Annotated in this window: 13 protein-coding genes and 1 riboswitch; of the genes, 9 read left to right on the top strand and 4 right to left on the bottom strand. The window is 73.3% G+C overall.

The genetic code is table 11. From position 1 onward, the window contains the following. The first annotated feature begins 15 nt into the window (after positions 1-15). The gene (locus tag NLX85_RS00295; protein ID WP_254331017.1) at positions 16-2,346 is read left to right on the top strand and encodes a M4 family metallopeptidase; all 2,331 of its coding nucleotides are present in this window, start codon (positions 16-18) and stop codon (positions 2,344-2,346) included. Positions 2,347-2,535: 189 nt separating this feature from the next. After that, a complete protein-coding gene (locus NLX85_RS00290) occupies positions 2,536-4,275 on the top strand; it encodes a M28 family peptidase (RefSeq protein ID WP_254331016.1) in 1,740 nt (579 codons plus the stop codon). A 43-nt stretch (positions 4,276-4,318) separates the two neighbouring features. Here the strand turns inward: NLX85_RS00290 and NLX85_RS00285 are convergent, their stop codons facing one another. Both NLX85_RS00285 and NLX85_RS00280 read right to left on the bottom strand, forming a co-directional pair. Next, the gene (locus NLX85_RS00285) at positions 4,319-5,209 is read right to left on the bottom strand and encodes a septum formation family protein (protein WP_254331015.1); all 891 of its coding nucleotides are present in this window, start codon (positions 5,207-5,209) and stop codon (positions 4,319-4,321) included. Between the two features lie 87 nt (positions 5,210-5,296). Continuing rightward, on the bottom strand, positions 5,297-6,184 hold the full coding sequence (locus tag NLX85_RS00280; protein ID WP_254331014.1) for a septum formation family protein: 888 nt from the start codon (positions 6,182-6,184) through the stop codon (positions 5,297-5,299). Positions 6,185-6,443: 259 nt separating this feature from the next. Here NLX85_RS00280 and rpe point away from each other — a divergent pair, with 259 nt between their 5' ends. The 7 genes from rpe to ribH all read left to right on the top strand — a co-directional run bounded on the left by rpe (position 6,444) and on the right by ribH (position 12,637). Then, positions 6,444-7,124, top strand: coding sequence for a ribulose-phosphate 3-epimerase (gene rpe, locus NLX85_RS00275; protein WP_254331013.1), 681 nt, complete (start codon positions 6,444-6,446; stop codon positions 7,122-7,124). 1 nt (position 7,125) lies between these two features. Beyond that, positions 7,126-8,082 carry a response regulator gene (locus tag NLX85_RS00270; protein WP_254331012.1) on the top strand — a complete coding sequence of 319 codons (957 nt, stop codon included), beginning with the start codon at positions 7,126-7,128 and terminating at the stop codon, positions 8,080-8,082. A gap of 81 nt (positions 8,083-8,163) precedes the next feature. Continuing rightward, positions 8,164-8,336: riboswitch (FMN riboswitch) on the top strand. Positions 8,337-8,505: 169 nt separating this feature from the next. After that, positions 8,506-9,567 (top strand): bifunctional diaminohydroxyphosphoribosylaminopyrimidine deaminase/5-amino-6-(5-phosphoribosylamino)uracil reductase RibD, encoded by a 1,062-nt coding sequence (ribD, locus tag NLX85_RS00265; protein ID WP_254331011.1) that lies wholly within the window; start codon positions 8,506-8,508, stop codon positions 9,565-9,567. A gap of 1 nt (position 9,568) precedes the next feature. Further along, positions 9,569-10,180: a riboflavin synthase gene (locus NLX85_RS00260; protein ID WP_254331010.1), complete on the top strand. Its 612-nt coding sequence runs from the start codon at positions 9,569-9,571 to the stop codon at positions 10,178-10,180. Next, positions 10,180-10,875 (top strand): nicotinamide riboside transporter PnuC, encoded by a 696-nt coding sequence (pnuC, locus tag NLX85_RS00255; RefSeq protein WP_254331009.1) that lies wholly within the window; start codon positions 10,180-10,182, stop codon positions 10,873-10,875. Before NLX85_RS00260 ends, pnuC begins: the two co-directional genes overlap by 1 nt. Beyond that, a complete protein-coding gene (locus NLX85_RS00250; protein ID WP_254331008.1) occupies positions 10,872-12,137 on the top strand; it encodes a bifunctional 3,4-dihydroxy-2-butanone-4-phosphate synthase/GTP cyclohydrolase II in 1,266 nt (421 codons plus the stop codon). Before pnuC ends, NLX85_RS00250 begins: the two co-directional genes overlap by 4 nt. A gap of 2 nt (positions 12,138-12,139) precedes the next feature. Continuing rightward, positions 12,140-12,637 carry a 6,7-dimethyl-8-ribityllumazine synthase gene (gene ribH / locus NLX85_RS00245; protein WP_254331007.1) on the top strand — a complete coding sequence of 166 codons (498 nt, stop codon included), beginning with the start codon at positions 12,140-12,142 and terminating at the stop codon, positions 12,635-12,637. 60 nt (positions 12,638-12,697) lie between these two features. Here ribH and NLX85_RS00240 read toward each other — a convergent pair whose 3' ends face one another. Both NLX85_RS00240 and NLX85_RS00235 read right to left on the bottom strand, forming a co-directional pair. Next, a complete protein-coding gene (locus NLX85_RS00240; protein WP_254331006.1) occupies positions 12,698-14,053 on the bottom strand; it encodes an MFS transporter in 1,356 nt (451 codons plus the stop codon). After that, positions 14,050-14,664, bottom strand: coding sequence for a helix-turn-helix domain-containing protein (locus tag NLX85_RS00235; protein ID WP_254331005.1), 615 nt, complete (start codon positions 14,662-14,664; stop codon positions 14,050-14,052). The genes NLX85_RS00240 and NLX85_RS00235 overlap by 4 nt, the downstream gene beginning before the upstream one ends. Positions 14,665-14,713 lie beyond the last annotated feature (49 nt).

Here is a 14,713-nt window from a genome sequence, read left to right as displayed (position 1 = left end):
CAGCGAGGAGTCACCATGAGACGCAGATCCGGTACGGCCGGACTCGCCCTGGCGGTCGTGGCCGCCGTGGCGGCGGTCGCCATCCCGGCCGCCTCGGCCGCCCCCGCCACCCCGGCAGCCCCCGCCACCCCGTTGGACCGGGCGCTGGCCGCCGCCGACCGGGCCGCCGCGGCCGGCGTCGACGCCCTGGCCAAGGGCTCCGACGAGCGCTACGAGCGGGCGCTGGTCACCCCGTGGGTGAACGGGCTCTACTCCGTCGCGTACGAGCGGACCTACCGCGGCCTGCCGGTCGTCGGCGGCGACGCGGTCGTGCTGGCCGACGGCGACGGCCTGGTCCGCGCCGTGCGCGGGGCGACCTCGGCCCGGATCGCCGTGCCGACCACCGCCACGGTCACCGCCGGCGCCGCCGCGGCCACCGCCCGCCGGCAACTGGCCACCGTGGAGCAGGTGGACTCCCAGCGACTGGTGGTCCGGATCCGGGACGACCGGCCCCGGCTGGCCTGGGAGACCGTGCTGACCGGCGCCACCCGCACCGCGCCGAGTCGCCTGCACGTCTTCGTCGACGCCCGGACCGGGGCGGTGGTCGACACGTGGGACGAGGTCAAGGCCGGCACCGGCAACAGCAGGTGGAACGGGCCCAACCCGCTGAGCATCAGCACCACCGCCTCGGGCGGGACGTACTCGCTGCGCGACCCGAACCGCCCGGGGCTGAGCTGCGCCGACTTCAGCACCGGCACGGTCATGTCCAAGTCCACCGACTCGTGGGGCACCGGAAACCCCACCAGCAAGGAGACCGGCTGCGTCGACGTCATGTGGGGGGCGCAGAAGGAATGGGACATGCTCAAGAACTGGCTCGGCCGCAACGGGCATGACGGCAACGGCGGCAGCTGGCCGGTCCGCGTCGGGCTGAACCAGGTCAACGCGTACTGGGACGGCACGAAGATCGCCATCGGGCACAACAACGCGAACGAGTGGATCGGCGCCATGGACGTCGTCGCCCACGAGTTCGGCCACGGCATCGACCAGTTCACGCCGGGCGGCGCCAGCAGCAACGAGTCCGGCCTCGGCGAGGCCACCGGGGACATCATGGGCGCGCTGACCGAGGCGTACGCGAACGAGCCGGCTCCCTACGACACCCCCGGCGACTACCTGGTCGGCGAGATGATCAACCTGGTGGGCCAGGGGCCGATCCGCAACATGTACGACCCGAGCGCGCTGAGCGACCCGAACTGCTACAGCTCCGCCATCCCGAGCACCGAGGAGCACGCGGCCGCCGGCCCGATGAACCACTGGTTCTACCTGCTCGCCGAGGGCTCGAACCCGGGCAGCGGCAAGCCGACCAGCCCGACCTGCAACGGCTCCACGGTCACCGGGGTGGGCATCCAGAACGCCGGCCGGATCTTCTACGGCGGCATGCTGCTCAAGACCTCCGGAATGACCTACAAGAAGTACCGGACCGCGACCCTGACCGCGGCGAAGAACCTCGACGCGACCTGCGGGCTGTTCAGCCGGACCAAGGCGGCGTGGGACGCGGTCAGCGTGCCGGCGCAGACCGCCGACCCCACCTGCTCGGCCACCCCGGGCAACGACTTCTCGCTGACGGTCGGCCCGGCGTCCGGCTCGGTCCAGCCGGGCGCGTCCACCACCGCGACGGTCAGCACCGCCACCACGAGCGGCAGCGCCCAGACCGTGAGCCTGTCGGCCACGGGCGCCCCGAGCGGGGTGACGGTGAGCTTCAGCCCGTCCTCGGTGACCTCCGGCGCCTCGTCGACGATGACGGTGAGCGCCTCCACGTCGGCGGCGGCCGGCACGTACACCATCACGGTCACCGGGAGCGGCTCGACCAGCCACACGGCCCAGTACGTGCTGACCGTGGGCGGCACGGGCGGCTGCGCCGGCGGCCAGCTCATCGGTAACAGTAGTTTCGAGTCGGGCAGCGCGCCGTGGACGGCGTCGTCGGGTGTCATCACGAACTCGTCGAGTCAGGCGGCGCGGACGGGTTCGTACAAGGCGTGGCTGGACGGGTACGGCAGCAGTCACACGGACACGTTGTCGCAGCCGGTGAGCGTTCCGGCCGGGTGTTCGAGCTACACGCTGTCGTTCTGGTTGCACATCGACACGGCGGAGACCACGACGGGCACGGCGTACGACAAGCTGACCGTGCAGGTGGGGTCGGCGACGTTGGCGACGTATTCGAATCTGAACGCGGCGAGCGGTTACGCGCAGCGCAGTTTCAACCTGGCGGCGTACGCCGGGCAGACGGTGACGTTGAAGTGGACCGGGGTGGAGGACGCCTCGCTCCAGACCAGCTTCGTCATCGACGACGTCACCCTCCAGGTCGGCTAGGTGATCGCGGGGCGGGGCCGACCGGCGACGGCGGTCCCGCTCCGCGCACCATGTGACACCCCCGTTGACTCTTTCATCGATACATGTAACTGTTCCGATCACCGGTCCGCCGACACCGGGGCTCCCACCGGGGTCCACGGGTCGCGCCACCCCGCCAGCACGTCCCCGCCAACCCCACGAGGAGTCTCCATGAGACACAGAACGCCGACCGCGGGCCTCGCGATCGCCCTCTTCGCCGCCGTGACGGCGACCCTCACCACCACGGCCGCCTCCGCCGCCCCCGCGCCGGTGAGCGCCGCCCCCGCGCTCGCCGCCGCCGCGCCGGACATCTCGGTGACAAACGTCCAGGCCCACCTCACCCAGCTCAACACCATCGCCACGAACAACGGCGGCACCCGGCGGGCCGGCTCGGCCGGCTACACCGCCTCGGTCAGCTACGTGAAGGCCAAGCTCCAGGCCGCCGGCTACACGGTCACCGAGCAGTACTGCTCCGCGTGCACCTACCCGTCGAACAACCTGATCGCCGACTGGCCGCAGGGCCCGGCCGACCAGGTGGTCATGTTCGGCGCGCACCTGGACAGCGTCTCCGCCGGCCCGGGCATCAACGACAACGGCTCCGGATCGGCCACCCTGCTGGAGAACGCGCTGGTCCTCGCCCAGCAGAACCCGAGCATGACCAAGCGCGTCCGGTTCGCCTGGTGGACCGACGAGGAGCAGGGCCTCAACGGCTCGGAGTTCTACGTCAACCAGCTCAGCGCCACCCAGCGCGGCTACATCAAGGGCTACTACAACTTCGACATGGTCGGCTCGACCAACGGCGGCTACTTCATCAACCGGCTCACCTCCACCACGGCGGCGCCGCTGAAGGCGTACTGGGACTCGCTGAACCTCCAGCCGGAGGAGAACGTCGAGGGCCAGGGCCGTTCCGACGACTACTCCTTCCAGCAGGCCGGCATCCCCACCTCCGGCTACGCGGCGGGCGCCAGCGCCCGCAAGACCAGCGCCCAGGCCGCCAAGTGGGGCGGCACCGCGAACGTGGCGTACGACTCCTGCTACCACCGCTCCTGCGACACCACGAGCAACATCAGCGCGACGGTGCTCAACCGCAGCGCCGACGGCGTCGCGTACGCGATCTGGCAGCTCGCGGTCGGCGGCGGCACCCCGACCAACGACTTCTCGGTCGCGGTCAGCCCGACCTCCGGCAGCGTCGCCCGGGGCGGCTCGACCACCGCCACCGTCAGCACCGCCACCACGAGCGGCAGCGCCCAGACCGTGAGCCTGTCGGCCACCGGCGCCCCGAGCGGGGTGACGGTGAGCTTCAGCCCGACCTCGGTCACCTCCGGCGGCTCGGCCACCATGACCGTCAGCGCCTCCGCGACGGCCACCACCGGCACCTTCACCATCACAGTCACCGGCACCGGCTCGGTCACCCGCAGCGCCGCCTACACCGTCACGGTGACCGGCACGGGCGGCTGCACCGGCGGCCAGCTCATCGGTAACAGTAGTTTCGAGTCGGGCAGCGCGCCGTGGACGGCGTCGTCGGGTGTCATCACGAACTCGTCGAGTCAGGCGGCGCGGACGGGTTCGTACAAGGCGTGGCTGGACGGGTACGGCAGCAGTCACACGGACACGTTGTCGCAGCCGGTGAGCGTTCCGGCCGGGTGTTCGAGCTACACGCTGTCGTTCTGGTTGCACATCGACACGGCGGAGACCACGACGGGCACGGCGTACGACAAGCTGACCGTGCAGGTGGGGTCGGCGACGTTGGCGACGTATTCGAATCTGAACGCGGCGAGCGGTTACGCGCAGCGCAGTTTCAACCTGGCGGCGTACGCCGGGCAGACGGTGACGTTGAAGTGGACCGGGGTGGAGGACGCATCGCTCCAGACCAGCTTCGTCATCGACGACGTCACCCTCCAGGTCGGCTGAGCGACCGGGGCGGGGTGGGCTCGCGGGCCCACCCCGTTCCCGCTCAGGTGACCGGCAGGGCCTTGCTGCCGCCGCCCTTGAGCGAGCGGGTCAGCGTCCGGTCGGAGACCCAGAGGAAGCACTGCACGCCCCGGTCGCCGTCGTTCCACTCCTCCTCGAAGGGGTGGTAGATGATCGTGCCGGCCCGGTAGACCAGGTCGCCGTTGTTCGGCACCTTCACGTACTTCGCGATCAGCCCGCGGCAGCCCTTGTGCGCCCGCAGCGAGGTGCGCTGGAACTCGGCGTAGCCGATGTCGGGGAAGTGGTAGACCCCGACGAACTCGGCGTGGTGCTTGGCGGTGCAGGCGACGGGCTTCATCTCCTCCACGTCGTCCTTCTTGAGCTTGGGGTCGAAGCAGCCCAGCGCCAGCGGCGAGCCGGCCTTCAGGGCGTTGCGCAGGCTGCCGCTGCGCGCGGTGACGCTGCCGTCGTCCAGCCCGGCCACCTCGGAGACGTCACAGCGGAACCAGCGGGCCCCGCCGGTCCAGGCCAGGGCCGACGGGAAGACCACCGACAGCCGCAGCCGCCCCGCGTGCCAGTCCGCGCCGACCGCCTTGTTGACCTGCCTGGTGCACTCGGCGTGCGCGGTCCGGGTGCCGGCCGAGCCGGCCCGCGGGGGAGCGCCGCGTTCCGCGTCCGGGCCGGTGAGGGTGCCCACGTGCAGCGTCTCGGCCCGGTGCGTGGTCGCGCAGTCGACCGGGCTGTAGCCGCTCAGGTAGCCGACGTCCTGGATGGTGCGGTGGCAGGTGCCGGACTCGGGCACGAAGGCCGTCGGGGCGCCGAAGGCGGGCCAGTCGTCGGCCAGGTCGCGGTCGACCCCGGCCGGCGCGCCGCAGCCGCCCAGTGCCAACGCCGCCGTCACGCCCACGGCGACCGCCGCCCACCATCGCCGCATCGCGACCGACCTCCCCGTCGTCCGTGGTCGGGCCACCGGCGCCGAGCGCCGGGTACGCCTCGGCGGTGCAGCATACGGCACCGGGGCTCAGATGACGGGTAGTCCCTCGGGCCCGGCCCCGCGCATCGACCGGGTCAGCCTGCGGTCGTCGCTCCACAGGAAACAGCGCACCCCCCGGTCGCCCTCCTCCCACTCCCGCTGCGACGGTGGGTAGAAGATCGAACCGGCCCGGTACGGCAGGTCGGCGTTGTTCGGCACGGCGGCGAACGCGGCGATGAGCGCCATGCAGCGGCGGTGCACCTCCGGGGCCGCCCGGGTGAAGTCCGGCCAGGTCCGGTCCCGCTCCTCGTAGACGCCGACGAACTCGGCCCGGTGCGGCTCGGTGCAGAGCACCGGGGCCATGTAGTTCAGGTTCTCGCCGATCAGCTTCGGGTCGAAGCAGCGGTGCACCAGCGTGTTGTCGCCCACCATGGCGCCGCGCAGGCTGCCCAGCCGGTTGACCGGCCGGGTGTTGTCGATGCTGTCGGTCTCGGCCAGGTCGCAGCGGAACCAGCGGGCCCCGGCCACCCAGGCGGTCACCGGGGGCAGCGCGATGTTGAGGGTGAGCCGGGCGGAGTGCCAGTCCCCGCCGATCACCTCACGGGCCCGCTGGTCGCACTCGGCGCGGGCGGACCGCAGCGCGGGCGACCCCGGTTCCGGCCGGGCACCCTGCGCCGTCGGTCCCGTGAAGGTGCCGACGTGCACGGCCTCGGCCAGGTGGCTGCCCGCGCAGTCCACCGTCTCGTAGGTGGCGGCCTGCACCACCGCGGTGAGCCGGGGCAGGCAGGCGTCCGTGGCGGGGACGAACAGCCGCGGCGCCGGCAGCGCGGCCCAGTCGTCGGTGAGGTCCCCGTCGGCGCGGTGCGGCGGGACGCAGCCGGCCAGGACCACCGTCGCCGTGCCGGCCAGCGCCAGCGTCAGGAGCCACCGTCGCATCGTCCGCCCTTTCCGGGAGATGACAGCCGGTCGTCACGGCCCGTGCGGCGTTCCCCGTGACCGGGCGAGCAGCATACGTGACCGTCCCTGTAGGAGTTTCGCCCCGTTTCGATCGATCGGCCAGTCGCGGATGGCTTTTCGTGTCGATTTCTCGCGCCGGACGGGCCGATTCTGCACCCGGGGTCACGGCGGGGTCACAGCGGGTTCCCGGCGGTGCCGCCCTGCGGGTGGCGGGTGACCGCGTTCGTACACTGGCCCCGTGACCGTACCGCCGCTGATCGTCGCGCCCAGCATCCTGGCCGCCGACTTCGCCCGCCTCGCCGAAGAGGTCCGCGCCGTCGAGCACGCCGCCGACTGGTTGCACGTGGACGTCATGGACAACCACTTCGTGCCCAACCTGACCATCGGGCTCCCGGTGGTGCAGAGCCTGCGCGCGGCGACCGAGCTCCCCTTCGACGTGCACCTCATGATCGAGGACCCGCGCCGCTGGGCGCCCGGGTACGCCGACGCCGGCGCGTACAACGTCACGTTCCACGCCGAGGCGTGCGACGACCCGGTGGCGCTGGCCAAGGACCTGCGCTCGGCCGGGGCGAAGGCCGGGCTGGCGATCGACCGGGACACCCCGATCGAGCCGTACCTGGACCTGCTGCCCAGCTTCGACACGCTGCTGATCATGACGATCAAGGCGGGCTTCGGCGGCCAGCGGTTCATCCCCCACCTGCTCGACAAGGTGCGCGCCGCCCGGCGGCACGTCGCGAGCGGCCACCTGGAACTGCGCATCGAGGTGGACGGCGGCATCGCCGCGGACACCATCGAGCAGGCCGCCGCGGCGGGCGCCGACGCCTTCGTGGCCGGCACCGCGGTCTACGGCGCCGACGACCCGGCCGAGGCGGTCCGCCGGCTGCGCGGCCTGGCGGAACGCGCGACGACCGGGGCCTGACGTGGACCCGGCCGGCGACCGACCCGACGTCATCCTGGTCGTCGACGACGACGAGGACATCGCCCGCTTCGTCGAGTTCAACCTCCGGCTGCACGGCTTCGAGGTGCTGCACGCCGGCGACGGCCAGGAGGCCCTGGAGGTCATCGAGCGGCACCGGCCGGACCTCGCCGTGGTCGACCTCATGATGCCGCGGATCGACGGCCTGGAGCTGACCCGGCGGCTGCGCGCCGACCCGATGACCTCGGCCCTGCCGGTGATCATGCTGACCGCCAAGGGGATGACCTCCGACAAGGTCAACGGCCTCAGCGCCGGCGCCGACGACTACCTGGTCAAGCCCTTCGACACCGCCGAACTGGTCGCCCGGGTCAGCTCCACGCTGCGCCGCAACAAGGAGTTCCGGGAGGTCTCCCCGCTGACCGGGCTGCCCGGCAACAGCCGGATCCGGCGCGAGATCAGCGACCGGGTGCGCAGCGGCGTCGACTACGCCGTCGGCTACATCGACATCGACCGGTTCAAGAGCGTCAACGACCGGTACGGCTTCGTCCGCGGCGACGAGTTCATCTCCGCCCTGGCCCGCAGCCTGCACCGGGCGGTGGTCTCGATCGGGCTGCCACCGGCCTTCCTCGGCCACGTCGGCGGCGACGACTTCGTCATCGTCTGCACCCCGTCCCAGGTCCGGCCGCTCACCAGCCGGGCCGTGGTCGACTTCGAGACGGCCGCCGACACCCTCTACGACCCGACCGACCGGGAGCGCGGCTTCGTCGAGTTGAAGGACCGGCGGGGCAACATCCGCCGTGCCGCCCTCGTCACCCTCTCCATCGGCGTCTCCCTCTCCGACTCCGGCAAGCGCTTCAGCGACCCCCTCGAGGCGATCGCCGTCGCCTCCGAGATGAAGACGGTCGCCAAGAGCCAACCCGGGTCATACGTCGCGGTCGACCGGCGCCGGGGCGTGACGTGACGAACCGGCCCGCGCTGTGAAGTAGCTCGCCTCTGTGGCGCGACCCGCCGCCCGGCGTGTAAGACTTCCGGTGTACCCACCACGCGCTGGCGGGGCTCGGTGAAATTCCGAACCGGCGGTGATCCACGGTCCGACCGTGGTAAGCCCGCGACCCGGACGGCTTCGGCCGGACGGTGGACCTGGTGAGAATCCGGGGCCGACGGTTGGGGTGCGGCTCGTCCGCCCCCAGAAAGTCCGGATGGGAGACAGCGCGCGGGACGGGGAGGGCCCTGCCGGGCGCTGAGCACCCTCAGCCGCCGCGTGGGCTCCCCGGGGCCGGCTGTGCCGTCCCCGGATCTCCGCCGCCGCGTGTCCGCGGCACCCGTGCCGCCTTCTCCCCGCACCGCCCGCGCGTGACCGGCGAGCGAGAGGACAGGGCTGGCGATGGCGAGCGTCTCCGTGGACGAGGCGATGCGTCGCGCGATCGCGCTGGCCGCCCGCGGCCTCGGCGCCACCAGCCCCAACCCCGTGGTCGGCTGCGTCCTGCTGGACGCCGACGGCGAGGTCGTCGGCGAGGGCTTCCACGCGTACGCCGGCGGTCCGCACGCCGAGATCGTCGCGCTGGCCCAGGCCGGCACGCGCGCCCGCGGCGGCACGGCGGTGGTCACCCTGGAACCGTGCGACCACACCGGCCGCACCGGCCCCTGCAGCCACGCCCTCATCGCCGCCGGCGTCGCCCGCGTCGTCGTCGCCGTCCCGGACCCGAACCCGGTCGCCTCCGGCGGCGCGGCCACCCTGCGCGCCGCCGGCATCCAGGTCGAGGTCGGGGTACGCGCCGAGGAGGCCGAGGCCGGCAACATCGCCTGGCTCACCTCGATGCGCCGCGGCTGGCCGTACCTCATCTGGAAGTACGCGGCCACCCTCGACGGGCGCTCCGCAGCGGCCGACGGCACCAGCATGTGGATCACCTCCGAGGCGTCCCGGATCGACGTGCACGCCCTGCGCGGCACCGTCGACGCGGTCATCGCCGGGGTGGGCACCGTGCTCGCCGACGACCCCCGGCTCACCGCCCGCAACCTGCGCGACGGCACCCTCGCCATCCGGCAGCCGCTGCGGGTGGTGGTGGACAGCTCGGGGCGTACCCCGGCCGAGGCCCGGGTCCGCGACGGCGCCGCCCGGACCTGGGTGGCCACCGCCGCGGAGGTCGGGGCCGGCCCGGACGGCCGGGTCGACCTCGCGGCGCTCCTCGCCGAGCTGCACCACCGCGGCGTGCGGGCCGCGCTGCTGGAGGGCGGCCCCACCCTGGCCGGCGCGTTCCTCGCCGCCGGCCTGGTCGACAGGATCGTCGGGTACGTCGCGCCCAAGCTGCTCGGCGCCGGCCCCACCGCGCTGCTGGACGCCGGCGTGACCACCATCGCCGACGCCATCGACCTGGAGCTCACCGACGTTACGCAGGTCGGCCCCGACCTGCGGATCACCGCGCTGCCCCGGAAGAGGGAGGCCTGACATGTTCACCGGCATCGTCGAGGAACTGGGCGAGATCGTCCGGACCACCGACACCGGGGGTGACTCGGCGCTGGTCGCGGTCCGCGGCCCGCTGGTCACCTCGGACGCCCGGCACGGCGACTCCATCGCGGTCAACGGGGTCTGTCTCACCGTGGTCGACGTCGACGGCGGGGTCTTCACCGCCGACGTGATGGGGGAGACGCTGCGCCGCACCGCGCTCGGCGCGCTGCGCCCCGGCGACCCGGTCAACCTGGAACGGGCCGCCGGGCTGAACAGCCGCCTCGGCGGCCACCTCGTGCAGGGGCACGTCGACGGGGTCGGCGAGCTGCTGAGCCGGGAGCCGGCCGCGCAGTGGGAGACGGTCCGGTTCCGGCTGCCCGCGGGCCTGTCCCGCTACGTGGTGGAGAAGGGCTCGATCACCGTCGACGGCATCTCGCTGACCGTCGCCGGGGTCGGCGACGACTGGTTCTCGGTCGGGCTGATCCCCACCACCCTGAAGCTCACCACCCTCGGCGCCAAGGGCGCCGGCGACCCGGTAAACCTCGAGGTGGACGTGCTGGCCAAGTACGTCGAGCGGCTGCTCGGCGACCGCGCGGCGGGAGGCGACCGCTGATGGGCCCGCTCGGCTGGCTGCTCGACGCCCAGGTGCACGTGGCCGGCTCGCCGGTGCTGGTCCGGGAGATCGTCGGCAACGTCTTCGGCCTCGCCTCGGCGCTGCTCGGGCTGCGCCGGCTGGTCTGGGCCTGGCCGGTCGGCATGATCGGCAACGCGCTGCTGTTCACCGTCTTCCTCGGCGGGGTGTTCGCCACCCCGCAGGCGCACGACCTCTACGGCCAGGCCGGCCGGCAGGTCTTCTTCTTCGCGGTCAGCGTCTACGGCTGGTGGCGCTGGTCGCGCAACCGCCGCGCCGGGGGCGGGGAGCAGCCGGCGGTCACCCCGCGCTGGGCCACCCGGCCGGAGCGGCTGGGCCTGCTCGCCGCCGCGGTGGTCGGCACCGCCGCCGCGTACCCGGTGCTGGCCGCGCTGGGCTCCTGGGGGCCGCTGCCGGACGCCTGGATCCTGGTCGGCAGCCTGCTCGCCACCTACGGCATGGCCCGCGGCTGGGTGGAGTTCTGGCTGGTCTGGATCGCCGTCGACGCGGTCGGCGTGCCGCTGCTGCTCCAGGGCGGCTTCTACCCGTCGGCCGCAATGTACCTGGTCTACGGCGGGTTCTGCGCCGCCGGCATGTACGCCTGGTGGCGCACCTCCCGGGCGACCCCGCCCACCCGCACCCCGATCCCGCCGACGTACTCGGAGGCCGTGGCATGACGAGCTTTGGCAGCATCGAGCAGGCGGTGGCGGACATCGCCGCCGGCCGGCCCGTCGTCGTGGTCGACGACGAGGACCGGGAGAACGAGGGCGACCTGATCTTCGCGGCCGAGCTGGCCACCCCGGAGCTGGTCGCGTTCATGGTCCGCTACACGTCCGGTTACATCTGCGTGCCGCTCACCGACAGCGAGTGCGACCGGCTGGACCTGCCGCCCATGCACCACACCAACCAGGACCGGCGGGGCACCGCGTACACGGTGACCGTGGACGCCCGGGAGGGGATCAGCACCGGCATCTCCGCCGCCGACCGGTCGCACACCATCCGGCTGCTCGCCGCCGCGTCGACCGACCCGACCGACCTGGCCCGCCCCGGGCACGTGGTGCCGCTGCGCGCCCGCCAGGGCGGGGTGCTGCGCCGCCCCGGGCACACCGAGGCGGCCGTGGACCTGACCCGGCTGGCCGGGCTGCGCCCGGCCGGGGTGCTCTGCGAGCTGGTCAACGACGACGGCACCATGATGCGCCTGCCCGACCTGGAGAAGTTCTGCGCCGAGCACGGGCTGACCCTGGTCACCATCGCCGACCTGATCGCCTACCGGCGGCGCACCGAGAAGCAGGTCGAGCAGGTCGCCGAGGCGCGGATGCCCACCCCGTACGGGGTGTTCCGGGCGCTCGGCTACCGCGCCGAGCACGACCCCGCCGAGCACGTGGCGCTGGTCATGGGTGACCTGGGCGACGGGAAGGACGTGCTGGTGCGGGTGCACTCCGAGTGCCTCACCGGCGACGTCTTCGGCTCGCTGCGCTGCGACTGCGGCCCGCAGTTGCAGGCCGCGCTGGCCCGGGTGGCCCAGGAGGGCCGGGGCGTGGTGCTCTACGTGCGCGGCCACGAGGGGCGGGGCATCGGCCTGCTGCACAAGCTCCAGGCGTACCAGCTCCAGGACCAGGGGCGGGACACCGTCGACGCCAACCTCGACCTGGGTCTGCCGGCCGACGCCCGGGACTACGGCACCGGCGCGCAGATCCTCTACGACCTCGGCGTCCGCTCGATGCGGCTGCTGACCAACAACCCGGCCAAGCGGGCCGGCCTGGAGGGGTACGGCCTCACGGTGAGCGGCCGGGAGGGGCTGCCCGTGCGGTCCAACCCGGAGAACGTGCGCTACCTGCGCACCAAGCGGGACCGGATGGGCCACCTCCTGGAGGGGCTGGACGAGGTGACCGAGGCGCCGATGGGCCGCCCGGTCGCCGGCGACGAGATCGGAGCATAGACATGGCGGGTTTCGGCGAACCGGGCGTGACCGTGGTGGACGCCGCCGGGCTGACCGTCGGCATCGTGGCCGCGCGCTGGCACGGCGACCTCACCGACCACATGGTGGACCGGGCGGTGGCCGCGGCCGAGGCGTGCGGCGCGCGGTCCGTGGTGGCCCGGGTGGCCGGCTCGGTCGAGCTGCCCGTGGTGGCCCAGGCCATGGCCCGCCGGTACGACGTGGTGGTCGCCCTCGGCGTGGTGGTGCGGGGCGCGACCGCGCACTTCGACTACGTCTGCCAGTCGGTCACCGAGGGGCTGACCCGGGTGGCGCTGGACGAGGGCAAGCCGGTGGCCCACGGGGTGCTCACCGTGGAGACCATCGAGCAGGCCCGGGACCGGGCCGGGCTGCCCGGCTCGGCCGAGGACAAGGGCTGGGCGGCCACGGTGGCGGCGCTGGACGCCTCGCTGGCCGTCCGCGACCTCGACGCCGCCACCGGTCGCCGGGTGGGCTTCGCCTGATCCGAGCCGCAGGTGGCCGCCGCCGTGTGATCGGCTCCCGCTCGGCGGGGCGGAGCAGAGTCAGGGGGCGGTGGCACCGCTGGACGACCGGGATGCGGCGCCGGCCCTCGTGGGGTCGGCCGCCGCGGACCCGGCCGGCATAGCCGCGTTCGGCTCGGTAACCGGGGCGGTGAGGCGGCGGCCGTTGAGCAGGTAGCCGGCGGTGGCCAGCAGCAAGGCCCCGGTCACTGCGTAGAGCAGTCGGTAGTCGACCAGGCCGACCAGCAGCGCGCCCGCGCCGATCGCCACCGCCTGCGGTCCGCTCGCGAGGGCGTCGAGTGCCGCTGAGGCGCGACCTACCAGGTCCGTCGACGTGCGTCGCTGCACCAGTGTCATCGTGCCGACCAGCGCGACCGGCAGCCCCAGCCCGATCAGCAGGCTGGCCGCGACGGCGAGGCCGAGGGTCGGCCAGACCGGCGCCAGACACCCCAGCGCGACGGCGGCCACGCCGAGTGCCATGGCGCCCAGTTCCCCGAGCCGCCGCAGGAGTGTCGCCGAGGCAAGTCCGCCGACCAGGCCGCCGACCCCCTGCAGGGAGACCAGCACCCCCAGGAAGGCCGGCTCCCGCCCGAGCCCCTGGTCCACGTACGCGAACCAGAGCGTCTCCCCGAAGCCCAACCCGATCGTAGCGGCCACCGCCGCCACCAGCGCTCGACGTAGCGCAGGCTCGCCCACCAGATGCCGGACCCCGGCGACCAGTTCGCCGCGCCCGCCTTCGCCGGTGCGGGCCTCCGCTGCGGTCGGCGCCGTCACGGCAGTTCCGATCCCGTCCGATCCCGCCGACGGGAACCCGGGTGCCGGCGCCGCCAACAGCGGAGCCGGGCGCACGGTCAACCCGACCGCGCCGGCCAACAGGAACCCGAGCGCGCAGGCGGCGGCCAGCGCCGGACCACCGAGCAGCACGTAGAGCCCGGCGCCCAGCAGCGGACCGACCAGCCGTAGCCCCTGCTTGACGGTCTGGGACGCCCCGTTGGCGTCGGGTAGCAGGTCGGCGGAGACCAGTTCCTGCACGAGCGCGGTGACCGTGGCGCCGAGCGCGATGTAGGAGAGCCCGTAGCCGGCGGCCACGGCGTAGACCACCCAGAGTCGGCTGGCGTCGTGAACTGCCAGCAGCGGCAGCAGCAGCACGGCGGTGGCCGCGTTGAGCGCCACGAACAGCGTCCGGCGGGGCGCCCGGTCGACCGCCCAGCCGACCAGCGGGGCCAGCACCATCGGCGCGGTCAGCGCGACGAAGGTGGCGCCGGCCAGCCCGTCGGAGCCGGTGAGCTCCTTCACCCACACCGCCAGGGCCAGCAGGAGCACCGACTCGGCGATCATGCTGACGGTCAACGCCAGGAAGAAACGCCGGAAGTCCGGCCGGCGCAGCAGCTGCCTCATCGTTCCCCGTTCCCCTCGGTGTCGGTGTCCGTGACGGTGGGGCCGTCGACCTCGGGCACGCCCCACGCCATCAGCCGCACCGGCCGCGAGCCGGGCGGGCGGGCCGTGGGGTCGGCGAGCCGGTCCAGGTGGCGGGCGAGCAGCGCGCGGAGCTCCTCCTGGAGCTCCTGGAGTTCGTCGGCGGTGTACCAGCTGACGAACTGGCTGAAGAAACCTGCGTCCCGCCATTCAGGGGACTGCTGCCGGCGGGCCGCCATCCAGTCCCAGAGCTTCCGGTACTCCAGGTCGAGCAGGACCCGGGCGGCTGCGTCGCCGGCCCGCGCGAGCTCGGGGCTCTCCTCGCCGTTGCCCCACTGGTGCCCGTCGGTGACCAGCCGCCACGGCCGCTGCCGGCCGGTGCCGCCGCCGGCCTCGGTGACGAACCCGTACTTGGCGAGTTGGCGCAGGTGCCAGGAACAGTTGGCCGGACTCTCCCCGACCCGCTCGGCCACCTCCGTGGCCGTCAGCGGGCCGTGCACGCCGACCGCATCGAGGATGCGCAGCCGTAGCGGGTGCGCGAAGGCGCGCAGGGTGTCGACGTCGGTGATCTCGCGGGAACGCTGCTCTGTCACGCGTCGAAGGGTATCCTTCGAAAGGCAAGTTTCGAAAGGCCTGCTTCCA

The sequence above is a fragment of the Micromonospora sp. A3M-1-15 genome (assembly GCF_024213425.1).
Lineage (GTDB): Bacteria > Actinomycetota > Actinomycetes > Mycobacteriales > Micromonosporaceae > Micromonospora > Micromonospora chersina.
This window is presented reverse-complemented; position numbering and strand designations above follow the sequence as displayed.